The organism is Halosolutus amylolyticus (assembly GCF_023566055.1).
GTDB lineage: Archaea > Halobacteriota > Halobacteria > Halobacteriales > Natrialbaceae > Halosolutus > Halosolutus amylolyticus.
The window spans coordinates 42,772-62,606 of the sequence record NZ_JALIQP010000002.1 but is presented as its reverse complement, the minus strand read 5'-3'; the positions used below and the strand labels follow the sequence as shown (position 1 = coordinate 62,606).

The window sequence follows — 19,835 nt, the reverse complement described above, 5'->3', positions numbered from 1 at the left end:
ATCACCTGGGCTGTGGGCTGTACCCCTGGTTCGCGATCGTTCGTTCGAACGTCTCGGGGTCGACGGCGGCCTCGTCGTACTCGATCTCGACGCGGCCCGTCGTGTAGTGAACCTCGACGCGATCGACGCCGTCGGTCTTCGAGAGCGATCGTTCGACGTTGCTCGCACAGGTCGGGCAGTCGAAGTCGGTCACACGGTATTCGGTGATCTGCGTCATTTCCCTTCGAGTACCCCTACGAAACCACCACATAAATATATCACTCAAATGACCTGTTCGAATACCATCACAGGCGTTTCCACCGGTGAAACGACTCGTCTAGGGGGTGCGTCGGTACGGACTGCGATCCCCCGATTGTGAGGGGGCGATCCTTCGACCGACCGGCGTCGTTCGGCTGAACGACTTTTACGGATCGGCCGCCTACCCTCGCCATTCAATGGCCGAATTCACGTCGGACGTCACGGTCGAAGACATCGCGGTCAGGGACACGAACGTCTCGAGCGCCGTCGACGAACCCGTCCGGGCGATGATCCTCGACATGCTCGCGGAGGCAGAACACTCCGTGGCCGACATCGACGCGGAACTCGCGGAGCGAGGGTACGATCGGACGCGCAACACGGTGCGCCACCACGTCAACGAACTCCGCGACGCGGGCCTCGTCGAGGTCGCCCGACTCGAGGAACGCAACGGCGCCACGACGAAGTACTACCGCGCGAACACGATCGTCCTCTCGTACGCGCTCCCCGAAGACGCGCGGGCCGACGTCGCGGGGATGGCCGACGCGATCGCGCCCGAGGTCGCGGACCTCGTGGGGACGCTCGAGTCCGAGCACGGGGAGACGATCGATCGGATCGTCGGCGAGATGGCTCCCTGCGAGCACTGTCGCAACCAGAAGTACCGGACCTACCTGCTGTCGACGGTGTTTCGGCGGGCCTTCGTGGCGGGCGTCGTCCGACGCGACGACGAGGAGTAGGCGTCGTCCGACGTGACGACAGGAACTAGAGCGTCGTCCGACGCGCGAACCAGAGCCGAAGCTATGTGGGTACAGTCGACACGCAGAACCGCGCTTAGCGACGCATCAGGTCCGAAATCCGATCGGCGATGCCGACGTCGGAGCCGAGTTTCAGGTAGTAGGCGTCGCCGCCGTCCTCGTAGTAGCCGTCGATGCGGCGTTTGATCTCGAACCCGAGGTGTTCGTAGAACTGGAGGGCGTTCTCGTTGCTCGTCCGGGCGTGGCACGTGATCGTGTCGTGATCCTCGGCGACGCGAGCGACGAGTCGCTTCCCGATCCCCTCGCCGCGGCAGTCCGGCGAGACCGCCAGGAACAGGATGTAGCCGTCGCGTCGAACGGCGGCGAACCCGACGAGGTCGCCGTCCTGGACGTAACAGTGGACCGTCGATCGACGATACGCGTCGGTGAAGAAATCGTACCGCTGCTTGAGTACTCCCTCCCGCCGATTGATCCGCTCTTTCAGCTTCCAGGCTTCGTCGACGAAGTCGTCACTCCCCGGCGTGACGACGCGGCTGTCGATGTTGACGCTCACTACCACACCCTACCAGCGTCCCCAATATAATTCCACCGGCAGCACCGGCTCGGGAACGTCAGACGGAGACGAGGTTCGCGGGTTCGGGCCGCTCTCGGGGCCGTCGACGATCTCCGGAACCGTCGAGCGATCACCGGCCGGAACAGCGGCGAACCGACGGGCATACGACGCCAGCCGGTGAACACCCCTCACGATGGGGTTCGAACTGCGCGATCACACGGCCGACGTCGGAGTTGCGGCGACCGGAGAGACGCCCGCGGCCGTCTTCGCGGCGGTCGCGGACGGACTCGCCGCCGCGATGTGTGACGACGTCCCGGCCGAGACCGGCGATCGATTCACGCTGTCGGTTTCCGCCGAGAGCCGCGAGGCACTGCTGTTCGACTACCTCGACGAACTGGTCTACCTCCGGGACGTCCGGGGCGAACTCCCGGTCGACAATCGGGTCGAATCGATCGCCGGGCCGGCCGACGGGGCGGGATCGGAGGCGGACACCCGTTCCGGGTCAGCGGAGCGGTCGGACGCCAGCGACTTCGACGCCGAGGCGTGGTCGCTCGAGGCCAGCGCCCGCGGCGTTCCGCTATCCGCGATCGACGCACGCGAGGTGAAGGCGGTGACCTACTCCGAGATGTGCCTCGAGCGGGTCGACGACGGGTGGGAGGCGTACGTCGTGTTCGACGTTTGATCCGTCGGCGGCCGGACCGAAGCCCGTACGCGACGTATGTAGCCCAGTGCGTTTTCACGCTAGGGGGCGTATCTGTGCCAGTGATCCCCACGATCGATCGGGTCCGGTGGCGTCTCGTTCTCGGGACGGCCCTGCTCGGTCTCGGCGTCGGGACGGTCAGTGCCCACGAGGAGTACGTCGTCGACGACGAACGGGAAGTCGACGCGGCGGAGTTCCTCGCGGACGCGCTCACCGATCCCCTCGTCGTCGGACCCCTGATCCTGGGCGGGGTGGTCGTCCTCGCGGTCGTCGCGACGTATCTCGCCGTTCGCCCGTTCGGGCGAGACGTCGCCGCCTTCCGATCGGCGATGGGCGAGTACGAGCCGTACGTACCCTGGCTCCTGCGGATCTCTCTTGGGATCCCGCTGATCGGGGCCGGCTTCGGCGGGTACTTTATCAGTCCCGAAATCGAGGTGAATCTGCGATTGCTGCAGGTCGGGCTCGGTTTTGGGCTGTTGTTCGGCCTCGCCACGCGTCTCGTCGCACTCCTTGCACTCGTCGCCTACCTCGTCGGGGTCGCGATCCGACCGACGCTCCTGTTACAGTTCGAGTTCGTCGGCGGGCTCGCCGCGATCGCACTGATCGGGGGTGGGCGACCGAGTGCCGACCACGTTCTCCAGCGGATCGCCGGCACCCCGGGTGCAATGTACGCTCGCGTCGACCCGATCTACGATCGCGCGCGTACGTTTCAGGAGTGGATCGGGGAGTACACCGCCCTCCTGCCGGTAGTCGTCCGGTTCGGGCTCGGGGCGACGTTCGTTTACCTGGGTCTGGGCCAGAAGCTCATGCGGCCCGGGATCGCCCTCTCGGTCGTCGATCGGTACGACCTGACCGCGGTCGTGCCGGCGAGTGCGGAACTGTGGGTACTCGGCGCGGGACTGGCGGAAGTGGCGCTGGGGCTCGCGCTCGTCGTCGGGTTCTTCACCCGCGCGAGCGCCACGGTCGCGATCGGGATGTTCTCGCTGACGCTGTTCGCGCTTCCCGACGATCCAGTCCTCGCTCACGTGGGCCTCTTCGGGATGGCCTCGGTGTTACTTATCACCGGGAGCGGTCCGTACGCCGTCGACAGACGCCTGGCACGCGACGGACGAACGCCGACGGACGTGCCAGCGGGCGATCGGACCAGCGCCACTGCCGACGAGGATTGTAGTAGCCACTGAAAGTCACTGCACACCTGATCGAAGGACGGCTTTGCGATCAGTGTGTGAATCGTTTCGGTGGCTACTACAGCGGCACTCGGCCGTCTCCCGCAGTGGCCTGGAGATTTCGACCTGTGGTATCCGGCGATCACGTCCTGCGATCGCCGCGATTTCGGGTCGCAGCATCGACCGGAGAGACGAACACCTTTCATCGTCGGCGACGGATGGTCACGTATGACCGAGACCACGTTCGACGCGGACGGCATCACGCTCGAACAGGTACGCGAGTACGTCTGGGAGATCCCGCGAGAAGGAGACATGCGAACGCCGGCCCGGGTTCTGGCGAGCGAGGCGCTCTTAGAGGAGATCAAGGAGGACAAGACGCTGGAGCAGATCAAGAACACGACCCATCTGCCCGGCATCACGAACCACGCGATCTGTATGCCCGACGGCCATCAGGGATACGGCTTCCCGGTCGGCGGAGTAGGTGCACTGGACGCCGAGAACGGCTGTATTTCGCCCGGAGCGGTCGGGTACGACATCAATTGCGGCGTCCGGATGATGCGGACGAACCTCACGTACGACGACCTGAAGGGCCGGGAGGAGGAACTCGTCGACTCGCTGTTCGCGAACATCCCGTCGGGACTCGGCGGCGGCGGCGTCGTCGAATCCGGGGTCGACACCGTCGACGAAATCCTCGCCAGGGGAGTCGACTGGGCGCTCGAGAACGGCCACGCCGTCGAAGACGACCTGCTCCACTGCGAGGACGAGGGGATGCGCGAGGGTGCCGATCCCTCGAAGGTGAGCCAGAAGGCCAAGGATCGGGGCAAGAACCAGATCGGCTCGCTCGGCTCGGGGAACCACTTCCTCGAGGTCCAGCGCGTCACCGACGTCTTCGACGACGAGGTGGGCGCGGCGTTCGGCCTCGAGGAGGACCAGATCGTCGTCCTCATCCACTGCGGCTCGCGCGGACTCGGCCACCAGACCTGTAACGACTACCTGCGAAAGATCGAACAGCAACACCAGGGGCTGCTGGACCGGCTCCCCGACAAGGAACTGGCCGCGGCACCGGCCGGATCCCAGCTCGCCGAGGACTACTACGGCGCGATGAACGCCGCGATCAACTTCGCGTGGGTCAACCGCCAGCTGATCATGCACCGGACGCGGCAGGTGTTCGAACGGGTGTTCGATCGGTCCTGGGAGTCGATGGACATGCAGCTCCTGTACGACGTGGCCCACAACATCGCGAAGAAAGAAACGCATACGGTAGACGGGGAGGAACGCGAACTCTACGTCCACCGGAAGGGGGCCACGCGGGCGTTCCCCGCGGGCCACCCCGAGGTGCCGAACGCGTACCGCGACGTGGGCCAGCCCGTGATCATCCCCGGCAGCATGGGGACGGGAAGCTACGTCCTCCGGGGCGGCGAGAACTCCATGGACCTCACCTTCGGCTCGACCGCACACGGCGCGGGGCGACTGATGAGTCGCACGCAGGCGAAAAACGAGTACTGGGGCGGCGATGTGCAACAGCAACTCCGGGATCAGGATCAGATCTACGTGAAGGCCCAGTCCGGGGCGACCGTCGCCGAAGAGGCCCCCGGCGTCTACAAGGACGTCGACGAGGTCGTCCGGGTCTCCGACGAACTCGGCATCGGCGACAAGGTCGCGCGGACGTTCCCCGTCTGTAACATCAAGGGCTGATCCGCTGTACCGTCACGGACTGATCCCGACGATCGGCCCGTCGATCGGCCGCTCTCACTTCAGCCGGAACGGATTGTCCTCGTCGTCCTCGTCGTCGCTATCGGACTCGTAGGGCCGCCGTGCCGTGATCGTCACGGTCGCCTCCGGGTCGTCCTCGTCGGCCCAGGGGCTGTCGTACGCCGAGAGTTCGAGGTCCGTCACGTCCCAGCCTTCCGCCTCGATGAGTTCGACGAGTCGGCGCTGATCGGCGAGCATATCGTCGTCCATACGGCCCGGTTCGGGCCTGATCCGGGTAGGTGTTCCGCCTGTCGCGACTACCGTGGGCCGTTCCCGGCGCGATCGGCACTGTCGACTACCTCCGCGACGAGCGTCCGGTGGCCCCTCCGGAGCCGTTCGGAGAGCGCCTGGTGGGACACCCCGAGTTCGTCCGAGAGCGTCTCCATGTCCATCGCCCGCGGGATCTCGTAGTAGCCGCGATCGAGGGCCGTGGCCAGCGCCTCGTACTGGGCGTCGGTGAGTCCGTGGCGGGTCCCGTGGGCCTCCTCGAGCCGGTGGATCTTCCGCACCTCGATCGTCAACCCCCGATCGGTCGCGAACCCGTAGGTCCGGGAGAGTGCGTCACGTTCGGGGAAGAGGACGCGAAACCGCCACTGCGTGTCTTCGACGGTCGCGTCGAGGACTGTGGCCCGTTCTTCGGTCAACATGTGCAACATGACGGTGACGTCGTCGACCCAGTGCATCCGGTACAGGCGTTCGCCGCCGGACCCCGTGAGCAGTTCGGCCTCGTCCACCGTCGGATCGTCCGCGAGCGCGTCGTCGACCGTCGCGAGCGTCGACTCGTCCCCGCCGAACCAGACGCACGGCATGACGGAGTCGGGATCGTGCGCGACGACCCGTTCGATCTCGACGGTGAGCGCGTCCGTCGCCTCGAGCGTCCGCCGTAGCGCGAACTCCTCGGCGGGGACCGCGAGTTCGGCGATCGTGCTCATGGCACTCTCCACGACGGCCAGCGTCAAGAGTGATGGATGCGTTCGACCGTCGTTCACCACTGTCGCGGATCTGCCGATCGGACGACCGATCGATCGGCGGTCCGATCCGGGCGAAACTGAATTTGGTTACATCGGGGCCGGATGCCCGGCGCACTTAAGCAGTTCCGTCTGCAACTGGGTGACATGCTCACCGACGAGTTCGGGCGCGAGGTTACTGGGGTGCGGGTCTCGCTCACCGATCGGTGTAACTTCGACTGCGTCTACTGCCACAACGAGGGGCTCGGCGACACCAGGGGACCGATGGATCCCCAGGACGACGAGATGTCGACGGACGACGTCGTTCGCTTTCTGGAAGTCGCCGCCGAGTTCGGTGTCGACGCGGTGAAGTTCACCGGCGGCGAACCGATGCTCCGGCAGGACCTGGAGGAGATCATCGAGCGCACGCCCGATTCGATGGAAGTCTCGCTGACGACGAACGGTACCTTTCTCCCCGGCCGCGCCGAGGCGCTGGTCGACGCCGGTCTCGAGCGGGTCAACGTCTCCCAGGACGCGCTCGACCCGCAAGACTTCGCCGAAATCACCAAAAGCGGCGCATACGAGACGGTCCTCGAGGGGGTCGAAGCGGCGCTCGAGGCCGGACTCGATCCGGTCAAACTCAACATGGTCGTCTTCGAGCACACCGCGGGCTACGTGCCGGAGATGGTCGACCACGTCGCCGAAAACGACGGCCTCCAGCTCCAGCTGATCGAGTACATGCCAGAGCTAACGGGCAAGCCCGAGTGGAACATCGACATCGGGCGAGTCCACGACTGGCTGGCCGAGCAGGCCGTCGAGATCGAACACCGCGAGATGCACGATCGCAGGCGCTACTGGGTCGGCGGGACCGCGAACGACGAGGGGGGAATGGTCGAGATCGTCGACCCCGTCGAGAACCCCACGTTCTGCGCGAACTGCCACCGCGTCCGGGTCACCCACGAGGGATACCTGAAGGGCTGTCTCAACCGCAACGACGACCTCCAACCGATGGGCGAGATGACCAGACCCGAGATCCGGGCAGCGTTCCGCGAGGTGGTCGCGAACCGGGTCCCCTACTACGGCGAGTACATGATCCGGAACGACGACGGCGAGTGGGAACTGAACGAGAAGTACCTCGAGGTCGAGACGCTGGCCGATTGAAGCGTCGATCACGGAATGCTATCCGTCCCCGTCGTCGCCACCTTTCGTTGCGCTTAAGTACCCGTCGGCGGTACGTTCAGGTGCGATACGTGTAGGGGATGCAGTCCCCGAGTCCGGGAGGGCGATGATAGCACCACGGTGTCGTGGTAGCCAAGCGGCCCAAGGCGCATGGTTGCTAACCATGTGGCGTCAAGCCTCCGGGGTTCGAATCCCCGCCACGACGTCGGATACACCAGACTGTCGGACGGCCCCCAGTGAACGACCGATCGGCTACGATCGGTGCGTGAACCGGGTCGGCCGGCGGTACGGACTGGCGATTTCGCCAGTCGCTTGCAACGCGCGCAGACCAGACATACATCCATCACACATGAGCGAGGAAGCACCTCAAGAGCAAGAGGACGAAGACCTTCAGTACTTCGTCCGCATCGGTCAAACCGACCTCGACGGGACGAAATCCGTCGAGCGCTCGCTCTCGGAGATGAACGGAATCGGTCGTCGGACCGCCCGGATCATCGCCGAGGAAGCGGGCGTCGATCGGACGGCGACGTTCGGTCGACTCGACGACGACGTCATCGACGAGGTCGTCGAACTCGTAGAGAACTACGCCGACGAAGTCCCCGACTGGCTCAACAACCGCCAGTCCGACTTCTACAGCGGCGAGACGACCCACGAGATCGGTAACGACCTCCAGTTGACCCGACAGCACGACATCAACCGGATGAAGATGATCGACTCCTACCGGGGCGTTCGCCACAAGCGCGGCCAGAAGGTCCGCGGCCAGCGAACCAAGTCCACCGGTCGTACGGAGGGCACCATCGGAGTCAACGTCGAAGAGATCCGCGAAGAACAGGCCGAAGAAGCCGCCGAAGAGGGTGAGGGTGAATAATGCCACTGGGCACTGACACCAAGCAGTACGAGACGCCGAACCACCCCTACCAGGGAGAACGCATCGCGACCGAACACTCCCTGCTCGATCGCTACGGCCTGAAGAACAAGGAAGAACTCTGGCGGGCACAGTCCGAGCTTCGCTCCTACCGGCGCGAGGCCCGGGACCTGCTCGGCCAGGCCCAGGGCGACGAAACCGTCGTCCGCCGCTCTGAGGAGTTCCTCGGACGGCTCAAGCGCGTCGGCGTCCTCGACGAGGGTGACGAACTCGGCGACGTCCTCTCGCTGGAGATCGAGGACGTCCTCGAGCGCCGGCTCCAGACGGTCGTCTACCGCAAGGGGCTCGCCAACACCACCCAGCAGGCGCGCCAGTTCATCACCCACGGCCACGTCGTGGTCGGTGACCAGCGCCACCGGATTCCCTCGTACGTCGTCGACGTCGACGAGGAGGACCTCGTGGCGTTCGACGAGAACAGTCCGCTCGCGGACGAACTTCACCCCGAACGCGCGGAGGGTCAGTAAACCATGAGCCAGGACGACGAAAAGTGGGGCATCGCCCACGTGCACGCATCGTTCAACAACACCGTCATGACCGTGACCGACCTCACGGGTGCGGAGACGATCGCCAAGTCCTCCGGCGGGACGGCGGTCAAGCAGAACCGCGACGAGGCGTCGCCGTACGCGGCCATGCAGATGGCCGAGTCCGTCGCCGAGGAAGTCAAGGCGGCCGGGATCACCGGCCTCCACGTCCGCGTTCGCGGCCCCGGCGGGAACCTCCAGAAGTCCCCCGGACCGGGTGCGCAGGCGACGATCCGCGCACTCGCCCGATCGGGCATCGAGATCGGTCGCATCGAAGACGTCACGCCGATCCCGCACGACGGATCGCGCGCTCCGAAAGGCAAGGGCGGCTACTAGACCATGACAGAAGAGTACGACGTCGAGTTCGTCGAACGCGAGGATCGCGAAGCCCGATTCCTCGTCCGGGGCGTGACGCCCGCGTTCGCCAACGGCATCCGTCGCGCGATGGTCGCCGACGTGCCCACGATGGCGATCGACACCGTCCGGTTCGTCGAGAACTCGTCGGTCATGTTCGACGAGCAACTCGCCCTGCGGCTGGGACTCGTCCCGCTGACGACCCCGCCGGTCGGCGAGTTCGGCGAGGACGACACGGTCACGCTCTCGATCGACGTCGAAGGGCCGGCCACCGCCTATTCGGGCGATCTCGTCTCGAGCGACGACCTCGTTCGGCCCGCTGACGAGAACATCCCGATCATCGACCTCAAGGATGACCAGCGGCTCGAGGCCGAGGCGGACGCCGTGCTCGATCGTGGCAAGGACCACGCCAAACACCAGGGCGGCGTCGCGGTCGGCTACCGGCACCTCCAGCGCGTGGAGGTCGTCGGCGACCTGCCCGAGTTCGAGGACGAGGAGCCCCAGATCGTCCGTGGCGTCGTCGAAGACGACGGCGAACTCGTGCCGACGAGCGAGTTCGATCACGACCTCTCGAACCGCTATCCGGGCAAGGAGCTCCGGGTCGAAGACGTGCCGAACGCCTTCGTCTTCCACGTGGAGACGGACGGCTCCTTCGACGTCGAGGAACTGGTCACGCGAGCCGCCGACACGATCGAGGCGCGCGCGAGTGACCTCGAAGACGCAGTACAGCTATAGATGAGTCCACGCCCCCGATCCCACGCGACCGACGCCCCACTCGCCAGCGCCGCGAGCGACGAGACTGGCGACGCGTCGGCACGCCGAATCGAAAGGGGTTTGAAGGGGCAGTGGGTAGACGGAAGTGCGAGCAGGGATAGCCAAGTCTGGCCAACGGCGCAGCGTTCAGGGCGCTGTCTCGTAGGAGTCCGCAGGTTCAAATCCTGCTCCCTGCATCCACTTCTTGCAACAGATCAGTTCGCTCAGCGACGCGACGTCGCGTCGCCGAACGATCGCAGTTTCGCAGTATTTGGAGGAAACCAATGAGTAGCAAGACCAATCCGAGGCTCACCGATCTTATCGCCGAGCTGAAGTCGACGTCCCGCGAGACGGACGCCGACGTCTGGCGAGACGTTGCGGATCGACTCGAGAAGCCCCGGCGCACCCACGCAGAGGTGAACCTGGGCCGCATCGAGCGGTACGCACGCGAAGAAGAGACAGTCGTCGTCCCCGGCAAAGTGCTGGGCTCCGGCGCACTACAGAAGAACGTCACCGTCGCGGCCGTCGACTTCAGTTCCTCGGCCGAGACGAAGATCGATCAGGTCGGTGACCCAGTACCGCTCGAGCAGGCGCTCGAAGAGAACCCAGACGGATCCAACGTACGGGTGATTCGATGAGTATCGCAGAGTTCGACGCGGACGTCGTCGTCGACGCCCGCGACTGTATCCTCGGCCGCGTCGCCAGCGAGGTCGCCCAGCGCGCCCTCGACGGCGACCGCGTCGCGATCGTCAACGCCGAAGACGCCGTCATCACCGGCGACAAGGAAGACGTCTTCGACACCTACCGCACGCGGCTCCAGCTCGGCTCCGACAGGGGGCCGAACTACCCGCGTCGGCCGGACACCATCTTCAAGCGGTCCGTCCGCGGGATGTTGCCCCACAAGAAGCCACGCGGCCGCGAGGCGTTCGACAACGTCCGCGTCTACGTCGGCAACCCCTACGAAGACGACGACGAGCACGAGGCCGAGATCCTCGACGATACGTCGCTGGATCGCCTGTCGAACATCCGCTTCGTCCACCTGGGCGAAGTCTCCGAACAACTCGGTGCTAACGTCACATGGTAACCAACACGAGTGGCAAGAAAAAGACCGCCGTCGCTCGCGCGACCGTCCACGAGGGCGAGGGTCGCGTTCGAATCAACTCCAAGCCGGTCGAACTGGTCGAGCCTGAGATGTCGCGTCTCAAGATGCTCGAGCCGTTCCGCATCGCCGGCGAGGACCTGCGCAGCGAGATGGACATCGACGTCCATGTCGAAGGTGGCGGCATTAGCGGTCAGGCAGACGCCGTCCGCACCGCCATCGCTCGCGGGATCGTCCAGCACACGAACGACGCCGAACTCCGTGACGCGTTCATGGAGTTCGATCGATCGCTCCTGGTCAACGACGTCCGCCAGTCCGAACCGAAGAAGTGGGGCGGCCCGGGCGCTCGGGCACGCTACCAGAAGTCCTACCGCTAAGGTGATCCAATCATGATGGTACCGGTCCGGTGTTTCACCTGTGGCACTGTCGTCGGCGAACACTGGGAGGAGTTCGACGAGCGAGCGAACGAGGGCGACGAGGACCCCGAGAAGGTCCTCGACGAACTCGGCGTCGATCGCTACTGCTGTCGGCGCATGCTCGTCTCCCACACCGACCTCGTCGACGTCGTCGCTCCGTACCAGTAACCATGCAACAGGAACGACACAACCGATACGAGAAAGCACGCATCCTCGGCGCGCGAGCGCTGCAGGTGTCCTACGGGGCACCCGTCTTGATCGAGACGGACCAGACGGAGCCGATCCTGATCGCCGCAGAAGAGTACGACGCCGGCGTGTTGCCCTTTACCGTCAAGCGGGGCTACGATCGAAAATGACGCTCATCACCGACGTCCGACTCCGGCGCATCCTCGACTCGCGGGGGAACCCGACCGTCGAGGCCGACGTGCTGACCGAGAGCGGCGGGTTCGGCCGTGCCGCGGCACCGAGCGGTGCTAGCACGGGCGAGTACGAGGCCGTCGAGCGGCCGCCGACCGAGGCGATCGCCGCGGCCCGCGAACACGCCGTCCCCCGTCTCGTCGGCGAGGCCTACGCCGGAAACCAGCGCGAAGTCGACGCCATCCTGCATGCCGCGGACGGCACCGACGACTTCTCCGAGATCGGCGCCAACAGCGCGGTCGCCATCTCGATGGCCGCCGCAAAAGCGGGTGCCGACGTGCTCGGCGCGCCGCTGTTCCAGCACCTCGGCGGAACCTTCCGCGGCGAGAACTTCCCGATCCCGCTGGGGAACGTCGTGGGCGGCGGCGAACACGCCGCCGACGCGACCGACATCCAGGAGTTCCTCGCCGCGCCCGTCGGCGCACCGAGCGTCGAGGACGCCGTCTTCGCCAACGCCGCCGTCCACGCCGCAGTCGCCGACCTGCTCGAGGAACGCGACGAACCCGCCGGCAAGGGTGACGAAGGCGCGTGGGCGCCGTCGATCGACGACGGCGAGGCGTTCGAGATCGTCGACGAGGCGGTCTCGATGGTCGCCGACGAGGTCGGCTTCGAGATCGGCTTCGGACTCGACGTCGCGGCCGCCGAGATGTACGACGCCGACTCGGAAACCTACGAGTACGAGTCGGCCGGCACCAGTCGCGACACGGACGAACAGATCGACTACATCGCCGACCTCGTCGACGAGTACGACCTCGTCTACGTCGAGGACCCGCTCGACGAGAACGATTACGACGCCTTCGCCGACCTCACCGATCGGGTCGGCGATCGGACCCTGATCTGCGGTGACGACCTGTTCGTCACCAACACCGATCGGCTCGTCGAGGGGATCGATCTCGGCGCGGCCAACAGCATCCTGATCAAGCCGAACCAGATCGGGACGCTGACCGACGCCTTCGACGCGATCGAACTCGCGACGAAGAACGGCTACGACTCGGTCGTCTCCCACCGCTCGGGCGAGACCGAGGATACGACGATCGCACACCTCGCCGTCGCGACCGACGCGCCGTTTATCAAGACGGGCGCGGTCGGCGGCGAGCGAACCGCCAAGCTCAACGAGCTCGTACGAATCGCAGACGACGCGACATGACAGACAACGACCCATCCCAGGAAGGGCTCGACGCCGCCGAGGAGGAGATCGACGAGGAGCCAGCCGAAGGGGCTGGCCCCGCCGCCGACGCGGACGTCGAGCCAGTAGACGAACAGCCAGCCGAGGCCGACGAGGCCGACGCTGAACCGGAAGACGAGGGCCCCGCACTCGACGACGACGTGATGTCGGACGAGGAGGCGGACCTGCTGATCCCCGTCGAGGACTACCTCGGCGCCGGTGCCCACATCGGCACCCAGCAGAAGACCGAGGACATGGAGCGGTTCATCCACCGCGTCCGGACCGACGGTCTCTACGTGCTCGACGTCTCGAAGACCGACGGCCGCATCCGCACGGCCGCGGACTTCCTCGCGAACTACGACCCCGAACAGATCCTCGTCACCTCGAGCCGCCAGTACGGACGGTTCCCGGCGGAGAAGTTCGCCGAAGCCGTGGGCGCTCGCGCCCGCACCGGCCGCTTCATCCCCGGCACGCTCACGAACCCGAAGTACGACGGCTACATCGAACCCGACGTCCTCGTCGTCACCGACCCGATCGGCGACGCCCAGGCCGTCAAGGAGGCCATCACGGTCGGCATCCCGGTCATCGCGATGTGTGACTCGAACAACCAGACCAGCAACGTCGACCTCGTCGTTCCGACGAACAACAAGGGTCGCAAGGCCCTCTCGGTCGTCTACTGGCTGCTCGCCAACGAAGTCCTCGACCGACGCGGCGCGGAGCCGTCCTACTCGCTCGAGGACTTCGAGAGCATGGTCTGAGCGGATTCGAATCCGGAGCGTGATTTTTCCGTCGACTCGCCCCCGAGCCACGCGGCCGTCGCAGGCCGATCGACGGCCTGTACCTGACTGCCCAGTCCCGCCCGCGCCGAACCCGCGGAGCGACAGAATTAGGTAAAGACCGCCGAAAGTGCCGATATGATCCATCGGCTCTTCGAGTTCGAGCAGGAGACGCTGCCGCCGGCGGTCGTCCTCTCGACGCTGGCACTGATCGCGCTGTTCGCGATCGGTATCGCCTACCGACTACTTGCGATCGTCGCGTTCTGACGGGTGAGCCTCTAGATGGACTCGTGTCGTCACCGAGCGATAGCCACCCGACGTCGGTGCGAGGACGATCGGGCACGCCAGCGAGTGATGCTATTCACTGACGTTCGACGTCTGAATTTAAATACGAAGGGGAGGCCAATCGGGCCATGGACTGGGAGGCACCTGCCGATGCGTGGTACGTCTTTCTGGCGGTATCCATCGTCAGCGCCGCGCTGGCTGGCGTCGTACTGAGTCTACCGACGGGGCCGCCACCGGACGCGACCCAGGCGGCGAACACGATCGAGCGGGTGTCGGGAAGTTCCACCGAGGCCAGCGCCACCTGGAAGTACGAGGCTGATACGATCCGTATCGACGGCCCGACGATCGAACTCGAGAACGAGCACGGCACCGATCGCGCCAGTACGGCGTACGGAGTCGTGGTCCCGGTCAACGAAACCGATCGACTGATAAACATCACTCACGGCGCGGAGTTCGAAGACGAGTACGAGACGGAGTTGGACGACGGAGACACTCACGCCTTCGAGACGTTTCTCTCGGACCTCGAGGACGAATACCAGAAAAATAGCGGCGAACCGATGGTCGCGAGCGGCGAACTCGTCGTTCGCCAGATCAGTATCGATCCGAACGTAGACGAGGTCGAGAACGAGCACGAGTCGGCAGAGCTCGAAGTGACGGAAACGTCACGATTCGGAAACATCAGGGAAGTCACGCTCTCGTACGACGGGATCGACGGTAGATCCATCGAACTCGAACTGGAGGGTTCCTACACGACGGGGACCGACCTACACTACGAGAAGTCGCGAACGTTTTCGACCGGCAGTGGATCGATCGTTATCTCGGATATTTCCTCGCCAAAGGCGAACTTTGCGGGTGATCCGCCGCTCGACTTTTCGGTGGAGTACGAGGACGGATCGTGGGGCGGAACCGGTCTGAACGTGGGGACGACGCTGACCTGGGACAACGAAGTCGAACGCAGTGCGGATCTCGACGACGACGCACCGTTCGTCGAATACAGGGATTCTACTGGTGAGTACCATGTCACGATCGTTACCGTCTAGAGCGCAGACCGAACCGATCGCAGCCCTGATCGCCGTGATGGCGGTCGTCGTCGGCGTCGGCGTATACGCCGTGTACGCGGGTAACGCCCTTCCCGGAGGAACGGATCGGGGAGTCGAGGAGACGACGATCGATCTCGTCTGGAAGGACATCGAAGACGAGGATCGCGGCGTCTTCCCCGCCTACGAGTACGAGTCCGACACGGACGCGAAGATGCGCGATGCCATCGACCGCGAGTCGTTACCGTACGGTAAGAACGTCTATATAGAGATCTGGGCGTACGACGACGGCGAACCGACCGTCTTCGCCGCGGCGCATTTCGACTCGGACGGGGACAGCCTCGGTGACCAACAGATCACGTCGAGCGAGGCGGACTTCGGCCCGCCGCGGGAGGCGGGTGAACCGGACGATACCGGGATCGCAACCCGACCGATCTCGATCGAGGTCGAGCCAGCCGACGTGCGCGGCGGAACGCTTCACGTGGAGGTCTGGTAAGCATGCGAGGGCGCGACTCCGACCGCGGTGTCAGCACCGTGGTCGACGTGGCCATGGCCCTGCTGCTCGTCTCCGCGAGCGTCATGATCGTCGGGTTGTATCTCGACGACGCCGGCGACGATACCACGATCCGCGAAACGGACGGGGGTGCGTCGGTGGTCGCGACCGACGAGCACGATGCACAGTCGGCCGCTCACACGACGGAGACGCTGAGCGAATCGACGATCACCGTCACGTACAGCCTCGAGGGCGTCCGTGACGCGGGCGACTTCTCCGAACCGGTCGTGACGGACGCCACCACGTACACGCGAACCGATCACGGCTCACCGCTCGGCCTGCTGGCCGACGCCGCGATCGCGAACCACCAGATCGGTGGCGAACCAGTGTTAGCCTACGGCGAAGAGTACGAAGAGGCCGTCGACTGGGCGATTCGACACAATCTGCTCGGTGCCGAACGGAACTTCTACATCGTCGCCGAGTGGGAGCCCTACGAAGGAGCGGCCATCAACGGGACGGCGACCGCCGGCGAGCGTCCACCGCCGACCGCGGACGTCTCCAGTACGACGACGACGGTCTCCAGTGGCTTTCCGGAGGTAGACGGGGAGGAACTCGAGTCGAACTGGATGGACGCCGACGACTGGTGGGACGACTGGATCGACGAGATGGCCGACTTCCTGCCGGGGGTCGACGATTCGTCGGACGTTCCCGGACTGAAGGGGTCGGACAACAAGTCCTACGCCGCCGCGGGTACGGTGATCGGCGAACCGATCGTCGAGGGCCTCTTCCCGCCCGAAGAGTCCCAGTACGCACTCGAGGACCAGGGGATCGATCGCGAGCTCAAGGTGTACCACTACCAGTCGACGGTCGACGCCATCGGTGACTTCTCGTTCCGAAGCCCGGACACCCATCCCCCGCTGGTCCGATCCGAGGCGCGGGCCGAGGAGGCGAATCACAAGGTCCTCATCGGCCAGGACGGCGGGTACGACGTCACCGACGCCGACGCGCTCGCCGCGTGGATCGCGGCGGACATTCCCCGCGCGTTCGAGGACGAGTTCGCGGACATCGACGCGGAGTACGACGGCGAGGAGCGCGACAGGAAGCGAGCCGAGGCGGTCGTCGAGGCACTGTCGAACGACGACGTAACGATCACGGTCCAGACCTGGCACGAATGACACGCAATTCACCCCGTACGATTTCGATCGCAGACGACGACAGAGCACGGATCCCGTTCGCAATTATCGGCGTCTTGCTGCTCGTCAGCAGCGTGTTGATCGTCGCCACGCTCGAGACGAGAAGCGACCCGGAGATCGACCTCGGCACCGAGATGGCCGTCGATCGCGGCGAGGCGTACGCGACCAGCCAGATCCGCCACGCGACCGTCCGAGCGACCGACAAGGTCGTTCGATCGCCGCTGACGACCGTCGATGGCGACGTGAACGGCGCGATCGACGACGACGAGGCGTTCGAGGACCAGACGAAACTCACGATCCTCGCCGAGGTCACCGCGGCCCTCGACGGGCGCGAACAGGACGTCGGCCAGGGCCGGACCGTCGAGGTATCGGTGCCCGAGGTCGACGACTGGTCCGACGAGAGCGACCTGGAGTCGGCGATCAAATACGTCGACCTCGAGGAAGACGACGGCGTGATGGAGGTGACGATCCAGGATATCGAGTTCACCGTTCGCGACGAGGACGGCGAGGTCGAGACGTCGACGACGCGCGATGTCACCGTGGCTGTGGGGACGACCATGATGGAACTTCACGATCGCGTCGACGAGTACGAGGACCACCTGAACAAGGGGATGATCGAGAGCGTGCAGGATCGCGAGGGCTACGGTTACGACCTCGCCAAACGCATGTGGCCGCTCGTCTGGGGGAAAGCCTACTACGATCGGTTGCTGGGTGACGTCGAAGATCGGGCATTCGACAACGTCACGCCGAACGATCACACCGAGGTCATGGCCAACGACGCGCGATTTACGGCCCAGCAGGAGGTCTTCGGCACGCAGGACGATTACGGGAACCGCGTGATGGCGGGGCCGTTCCTGTGTATGGCCTACGATCTCTCGGACAGCGCGTTCGACGTGGGTGACAAGTACGATTTCGACTCGATTGCAGACGATCTCCATCCTGACGAGAACGTCAGTAGCGTCGAGGACCTCTGTGCAGAAGGCATTCTCTCTCCGGACGGCGAGTTACCGGAGATGCCCACGATCGAGGAGATCATCACGGGAATGCTCGGAAATATCGACAAGAACGGGACGATCCAGGGGCATCCGTTTGCGGATATGTCCATGTACGAAATGGAAACGAGTCTCGATCAGGATGGCCTCGAGAGGGAAATGAGGGAGGAGCTAAATGAGACGGAGCGATTTAACGAAGAGTACCTCGAGGACTATTACGATGACGCCGAAAACGATCGAACTGATATTGGTGATCTAGACGACAAAATTGACGAACTGTCCAATTTGCTAGATTCCCTCGAAACTCTACGGGAAGAAGCCGTTAATATGGACAATACAGATACCGCTATTGACGATGTGTATACGGTAAACGGGAAACTCGGAAGCGTCCACAGCTATCCGAGTAGTGATGGCGGCACCCATCCACCGACACCCTACCTCGATCCGGATGAGTACGACGTCGACAATTTGACCGAAATGGATCCGGAGTACTACACGTGGCGGGAACGTGTAGATGCCAGTATCGACAAGACGACCGCTGATGACGGCGATTCAAGTCTCGATCGATCGCTCGTTTCGGTCGAAATCGAGGTAGAGATGCGGTATACGACGAAGAGGAGGTGGAACAACACGAATACGAACTCATCACCGGACGTCGTCAAGTACGAGTCAAGGAATACGAATTACACGACGGCATTCGAACTGGATGGAGAGTTCGCACCTGATCTGGAAATCAATCCAAGCAGCGTCGAACACGTTCTCGACCGGGGTGGCTCTCCGGATCCATACGTGGGAAGCCCGACCAACTGGGAAGACGCTTCTGACGAGGTAACTGAAGTGTACTTCGGGCGTGACTTCGACAGCGATTCGGAATTCGAAAGCTGGATCCGGCCGAGAGCGGCCGATGTCGAATCGGTAAGCGACTTCGAAGACGCGATCAATTACGATCGTAACTTCGACGAAGAGATCCAGTTATCGCCCCGGAGCGACGGGAGTCTTCACAGCTATATCGTCTGGGAGGATCTAATCGAAGTTCATAACGAGACCGTGACAGAGATCGAACCGGTCGAGGCCGAAGTCATTGAGATGCTGACGGCCGACGAGAGCCCAATACGCGAGATGTCCGATAATGTCAAAGAGATGGAAGACGAGTACGTGAACGAAAGCGATGACTTTGACAACGCCCCGGGCGCCGCCAAGATGGAGGCTCGACAACTGTACTTCGATAATATATATAAGTATATCGATGAACTGGCGACTCATCACGAAAACGTGACTACGGGCGGTGGAAATCTAATAGATAGTCTCCTTGGTGAGTTTTTGGATTCGGCAAACGAGATTATCGGCGGTCCGATGGACTTACTGGACGAGATGCTTGGATCTGGCGAGGAGATGCTGCAGGACGAAGGCGGTGCCGAAGTCGACACGCCGGAGGTACTGAACGACGTCCACATCGATGTCGATGGCTCGCCGACTTACCACTCGTCACAGGTTGCGGTCAACCAGACCGAGGTACCTGCGGTTCGGGCCGAGGGCGATGGTCCGCTAGATATCGACGAGGACGTGGACTTCGCACCGATGGGTGCCGCCTACGAGAACGAAGTCAATCTCCCGGGCTTCCCATTGATCCCGTGGCCGCCGCTGTTCTACCTGCAGGTCGACGTCTGGCACATCGATGTCGAGGGCGAGTACGCCCGCTTCGAGGTAGAGGCGACCAGCAGCGATCCGTCGGTGACCGACTCGACGACGTACGTCCGCGAGGACAAAGACGTCATGCTGGAGACCCCCGACGGGGACGAGGTCCAGCTGGGATCGACCGATCCGATCACGTACGAGACCAACCAGACGATCCTCGTCGTCGTGCCCGCGCCGCAGTTCCTGCCACAGGGTGCTCCCGGTGTCGGCGATAACACGATGGCTGGCGCTCCAGGAGAAATGTGTTCACCGCTCTGGAACGAGACTGGGCCCGAGTTCGGTGAAGACGATCCCGAACCCGAGGAGAATTGTCTGTAACGCCACCGCTACGCTTCTCATTCGATCCCGGACCGATTATTTCTGCGACCAAGTAGGAGAGATCCTTGTCGACACCTGTCTGGGAGTTACTCCTCCAGCGAATGGACCCC

General features: G+C 64.1%; 25 protein-coding genes and 2 tRNA genes. 23 read left to right on the top strand and 4 right to left on the bottom strand.

What is annotated here, in order from left to right:
* Position 1 precedes the first annotated feature (1 nt).
* Positions 2-217 (bottom strand): heavy-metal-associated domain-containing protein, encoded by a 216-nt coding sequence (locus MUN73_RS06695; protein WP_250139683.1) that lies wholly within the window; start codon positions 215-217, stop codon positions 2-4.
* 217 nt (positions 218-434) lie between these two features.
* Between MUN73_RS06695 and MUN73_RS06690 the strand changes: the two genes are divergently transcribed.
* Entirely contained in the window at positions 435-971 is a 537-nt protein-coding gene (locus MUN73_RS06690; protein WP_250139682.1) for an ArsR/SmtB family transcription factor, read from the top strand.
* Positions 972-1,065: 94 nt separating this feature from the next.
* Here the strand turns inward: MUN73_RS06690 and MUN73_RS06685 are convergent, their stop codons facing one another.
* Positions 1,066-1,542: a GNAT family N-acetyltransferase gene (locus tag MUN73_RS06685; RefSeq protein ID WP_250139681.1), complete on the bottom strand. Its 477-nt coding sequence runs from the start codon at positions 1,540-1,542 to the stop codon at positions 1,066-1,068.
* Positions 1,543-1,735: 193 nt separating this feature from the next.
* On the opposite strand from MUN73_RS06685, the gene MUN73_RS06680 reads away from it, so the two are divergent.
* From MUN73_RS06680 to MUN73_RS06670, 3 genes are all read left to right on the top strand, one after another.
* Complete coding sequence (locus tag MUN73_RS06680; RefSeq protein ID WP_250139680.1) at positions 1,736-2,224, top strand: archease; 489 nt, start codon at positions 1,736-1,738, stop codon at positions 2,222-2,224.
* Positions 2,225-2,355: 131 nt separating this feature from the next.
* Positions 2,356-3,423 carry a DoxX family protein gene (locus MUN73_RS06675; RefSeq protein WP_250140809.1) on the top strand — a complete coding sequence of 356 codons (1,068 nt, stop codon included), beginning with the start codon at positions 2,356-2,358 and terminating at the stop codon, positions 3,421-3,423.
* A 213-nt stretch (positions 3,424-3,636) separates the two neighbouring features.
* Entirely contained in the window at positions 3,637-5,103 is a 1,467-nt protein-coding gene (locus MUN73_RS06670; protein ID WP_250139679.1) for an RtcB family protein, read from the top strand.
* 54 nt (positions 5,104-5,157) lie between these two features.
* Here MUN73_RS06670 and MUN73_RS06665 read toward each other — a convergent pair whose 3' ends face one another.
* Both MUN73_RS06665 and MUN73_RS06660 read right to left on the bottom strand, forming a co-directional pair.
* Positions 5,158-5,370 (bottom strand): hypothetical protein, encoded by a 213-nt coding sequence (locus tag MUN73_RS06665; RefSeq protein WP_250139678.1) that lies wholly within the window; start codon positions 5,368-5,370, stop codon positions 5,158-5,160.
* A gap of 47 nt (positions 5,371-5,417) precedes the next feature.
* Entirely contained in the window at positions 5,418-6,092 is a 675-nt protein-coding gene (locus MUN73_RS06660; protein ID WP_250139677.1) for a helix-turn-helix domain-containing protein, read from the bottom strand.
* A 183-nt stretch (positions 6,093-6,275) separates the two neighbouring features.
* Between MUN73_RS06660 and moaA the strand changes: the two genes are divergently transcribed.
* The 19 genes from moaA (at position 6,276) to MUN73_RS06570 (ending at position 19,725) form a co-directional block, all read left to right on the top strand.
* Entirely contained in the window at positions 6,276-7,268 is a 993-nt protein-coding gene (gene moaA, locus MUN73_RS06655) for a GTP 3',8-cyclase MoaA (protein WP_250139676.1), read from the top strand.
* 140 nt (positions 7,269-7,408) lie between these two features.
* Positions 7,409-7,491: transfer RNA gene (locus MUN73_RS06650), tRNA-Ser, on the top strand.
* Between the two features lie 144 nt (positions 7,492-7,635).
* Complete coding sequence (locus MUN73_RS06645) at positions 7,636-8,154, top strand: 30S ribosomal protein S13 (RefSeq protein ID WP_250139675.1); 519 nt, start codon at positions 7,636-7,638, stop codon at positions 8,152-8,154.
* Positions 8,154-8,675: a 30S ribosomal protein S4 gene (locus tag MUN73_RS06640; RefSeq protein ID WP_250139674.1), complete on the top strand. Its 522-nt coding sequence runs from the start codon at positions 8,154-8,156 to the stop codon at positions 8,673-8,675. Before MUN73_RS06645 ends, MUN73_RS06640 begins: the two co-directional genes overlap by 1 nt.
* A 3-nt stretch (positions 8,676-8,678) precedes the next feature.
* On the top strand, positions 8,679-9,068 hold the full coding sequence (locus MUN73_RS06635; RefSeq protein ID WP_006182145.1) for a 30S ribosomal protein S11: 390 nt from the start codon (positions 8,679-8,681) through the stop codon (positions 9,066-9,068).
* 3 nt (positions 9,069-9,071) lie between these two features.
* Complete coding sequence (locus tag MUN73_RS06630; RefSeq protein ID WP_250139673.1) at positions 9,072-9,821, top strand: DNA-directed RNA polymerase subunit D; 750 nt, start codon at positions 9,072-9,074, stop codon at positions 9,819-9,821.
* Between the two features lie 130 nt (positions 9,822-9,951).
* Positions 9,952-10,036: transfer RNA gene (locus MUN73_RS06625), tRNA-Leu, on the top strand.
* An 87-nt stretch (positions 10,037-10,123) separates the two neighbouring features.
* Complete coding sequence (locus tag MUN73_RS06620; protein WP_250139672.1) at positions 10,124-10,477, top strand: 50S ribosomal protein L18e; 354 nt, start codon at positions 10,124-10,126, stop codon at positions 10,475-10,477.
* Positions 10,474-10,923: a 50S ribosomal protein L13 gene (locus MUN73_RS06615; protein ID WP_250139671.1), complete on the top strand. Its 450-nt coding sequence runs from the start codon at positions 10,474-10,476 to the stop codon at positions 10,921-10,923. The genes MUN73_RS06620 and MUN73_RS06615 overlap by 4 nt, the downstream gene beginning before the upstream one ends.
* Complete coding sequence (locus MUN73_RS06610; protein ID WP_250139670.1) at positions 10,917-11,315, top strand: 30S ribosomal protein S9; 399 nt, start codon at positions 10,917-10,919, stop codon at positions 11,313-11,315. The genes MUN73_RS06615 and MUN73_RS06610 overlap by 7 nt, the downstream gene beginning before the upstream one ends.
* A 12-nt stretch (positions 11,316-11,327) precedes the next feature.
* On the top strand, positions 11,328-11,522 hold the full coding sequence (locus MUN73_RS06605; protein ID WP_250139669.1) for a DNA-directed RNA polymerase subunit N: 195 nt from the start codon (positions 11,328-11,330) through the stop codon (positions 11,520-11,522).
* Positions 11,523-11,524: 2 nt separating this feature from the next.
* Positions 11,525-11,710 carry a DNA-directed RNA polymerase subunit K gene (locus tag MUN73_RS06600; RefSeq protein WP_250139668.1) on the top strand — a complete coding sequence of 62 codons (186 nt, stop codon included), beginning with the start codon at positions 11,525-11,527 and terminating at the stop codon, positions 11,708-11,710.
* Positions 11,707-12,918, top strand: a complete 1,212-nt coding sequence (gene eno, locus MUN73_RS06595; protein ID WP_250139667.1) for a phosphopyruvate hydratase — start codon at positions 11,707-11,709, stop codon at positions 12,916-12,918. Before MUN73_RS06600 ends, eno begins: the two co-directional genes overlap by 4 nt.
* On the top strand, positions 12,915-13,694 hold the full coding sequence (rpsB, locus tag MUN73_RS06590; protein ID WP_250139666.1) for a 30S ribosomal protein S2: 780 nt from the start codon (positions 12,915-12,917) through the stop codon (positions 13,692-13,694). Before eno ends, rpsB begins: the two co-directional genes overlap by 4 nt.
* Before the next feature lie 156 nt (positions 13,695-13,850).
* On the top strand, positions 13,851-13,979 hold the full coding sequence (locus MUN73_RS22560; protein ID WP_265339155.1) for a hypothetical protein: 129 nt from the start codon (positions 13,851-13,853) through the stop codon (positions 13,977-13,979).
* 146 nt (positions 13,980-14,125) lie between these two features.
* Positions 14,126-15,037 carry a DUF7283 family protein gene (locus tag MUN73_RS06585; RefSeq protein ID WP_250139665.1) on the top strand — a complete coding sequence of 304 codons (912 nt, stop codon included), beginning with the start codon at positions 14,126-14,128 and terminating at the stop codon, positions 15,035-15,037.
* Positions 15,015-15,530 (top strand): DUF7285 family protein, encoded by a 516-nt coding sequence (locus MUN73_RS06580; RefSeq protein ID WP_250139664.1) that lies wholly within the window; start codon positions 15,015-15,017, stop codon positions 15,528-15,530. Before MUN73_RS06585 ends, MUN73_RS06580 begins: the two co-directional genes overlap by 23 nt.
* Positions 15,531-15,532: 2 nt before the next feature.
* Complete coding sequence (locus tag MUN73_RS06575; protein ID WP_250139663.1) at positions 15,533-16,702, top strand: DUF7284 family protein; 1,170 nt, start codon at positions 15,533-15,535, stop codon at positions 16,700-16,702.
* Entirely contained in the window at positions 16,699-19,725 is a 3,027-nt protein-coding gene (locus tag MUN73_RS06570; RefSeq protein WP_425492718.1) for a DUF7286 family protein, read from the top strand. The genes MUN73_RS06575 and MUN73_RS06570 overlap by 4 nt, the downstream gene beginning before the upstream one ends.
* Positions 19,726-19,835: the final 110 nt, after the last annotated feature.

Excerpts from the sequence above, each read along its gene's own strand:
- MUN73_RS06695 (WP_250139683.1), bottom strand. The coding sequence starts at position 217 with ATGACGCAGATCACCGAATACCGTGTGACCGACTTCGACTGCCCGACC.
- MUN73_RS06690 (WP_250139682.1), top strand. The coding sequence starts at position 435 with ATGGCCGAATTCACGTCGGACGTCACGGTCGAAGACATCGCGGTCAGG.
- MUN73_RS06680 (WP_250139680.1), top strand. The coding sequence starts at position 1,736 with ATGGGGTTCGAACTGCGCGATCACACGGCCGACGTCGGAGTTGCGGCG.
- MUN73_RS06670 (WP_250139679.1), top strand. The coding sequence starts at position 3,637 with ATGACCGAGACCACGTTCGACGCGGACGGCATCACGCTCGAACAGGTA.
- MUN73_RS06665 (WP_250139678.1), bottom strand. The coding sequence starts at position 5,370 with ATGGACGACGATATGCTCGCCGATCAGCGCCGACTCGTCGAACTCATC.
- MUN73_RS06660 (WP_250139677.1), bottom strand. The coding sequence starts at position 6,092 with ATGAGCACGATCGCCGAACTCGCGGTCCCCGCCGAGGAGTTCGCGCTA.
- moaA (WP_250139676.1), top strand. The coding sequence starts at position 6,276 with ATGCTCACCGACGAGTTCGGGCGCGAGGTTACTGGGGTGCGGGTCTCG.
- MUN73_RS06645 (WP_250139675.1), top strand. The coding sequence starts at position 7,636 with ATGAGCGAGGAAGCACCTCAAGAGCAAGAGGACGAAGACCTTCAGTAC.
- MUN73_RS06640 (WP_250139674.1), top strand. The coding sequence starts at position 8,154 with ATGCCACTGGGCACTGACACCAAGCAGTACGAGACGCCGAACCACCCC.
- MUN73_RS06635 (WP_006182145.1), top strand. The coding sequence starts at position 8,679 with ATGAGCCAGGACGACGAAAAGTGGGGCATCGCCCACGTGCACGCATCG.
- MUN73_RS06630 (WP_250139673.1), top strand. The coding sequence starts at position 9,072 with ATGACAGAAGAGTACGACGTCGAGTTCGTCGAACGCGAGGATCGCGAA.
- MUN73_RS06620 (WP_250139672.1), top strand. The coding sequence starts at position 10,124 with ATGAGTAGCAAGACCAATCCGAGGCTCACCGATCTTATCGCCGAGCTG.
- MUN73_RS06615 (WP_250139671.1), top strand. The coding sequence starts at position 10,474 with ATGAGTATCGCAGAGTTCGACGCGGACGTCGTCGTCGACGCCCGCGAC.
- MUN73_RS06610 (WP_250139670.1), top strand. The coding sequence starts at position 10,917 with ATGGTAACCAACACGAGTGGCAAGAAAAAGACCGCCGTCGCTCGCGCG.
- MUN73_RS06605 (WP_250139669.1), top strand. The coding sequence starts at position 11,328 with ATGATGGTACCGGTCCGGTGTTTCACCTGTGGCACTGTCGTCGGCGAA.
- MUN73_RS06600 (WP_250139668.1), top strand. The coding sequence starts at position 11,525 with ATGCAACAGGAACGACACAACCGATACGAGAAAGCACGCATCCTCGGC.
- eno (WP_250139667.1), top strand. The coding sequence starts at position 11,707 with ATGACGCTCATCACCGACGTCCGACTCCGGCGCATCCTCGACTCGCGG.
- rpsB (WP_250139666.1), top strand. The coding sequence starts at position 12,915 with ATGACAGACAACGACCCATCCCAGGAAGGGCTCGACGCCGCCGAGGAG.
- MUN73_RS22560 (WP_265339155.1), top strand. The coding sequence starts at position 13,851 with ATGATCCATCGGCTCTTCGAGTTCGAGCAGGAGACGCTGCCGCCGGCG.
- MUN73_RS06585 (WP_250139665.1), top strand. The coding sequence starts at position 14,126 with ATGGACTGGGAGGCACCTGCCGATGCGTGGTACGTCTTTCTGGCGGTA.
- MUN73_RS06580 (WP_250139664.1), top strand. The coding sequence starts at position 15,015 with ATGTCACGATCGTTACCGTCTAGAGCGCAGACCGAACCGATCGCAGCC.
- MUN73_RS06575 (WP_250139663.1), top strand. The coding sequence starts at position 15,533 with ATGCGAGGGCGCGACTCCGACCGCGGTGTCAGCACCGTGGTCGACGTG.
- MUN73_RS06570 (WP_425492718.1), top strand. The coding sequence starts at position 16,699 with ATGACACGCAATTCACCCCGTACGATTTCGATCGCAGACGACGACAGA.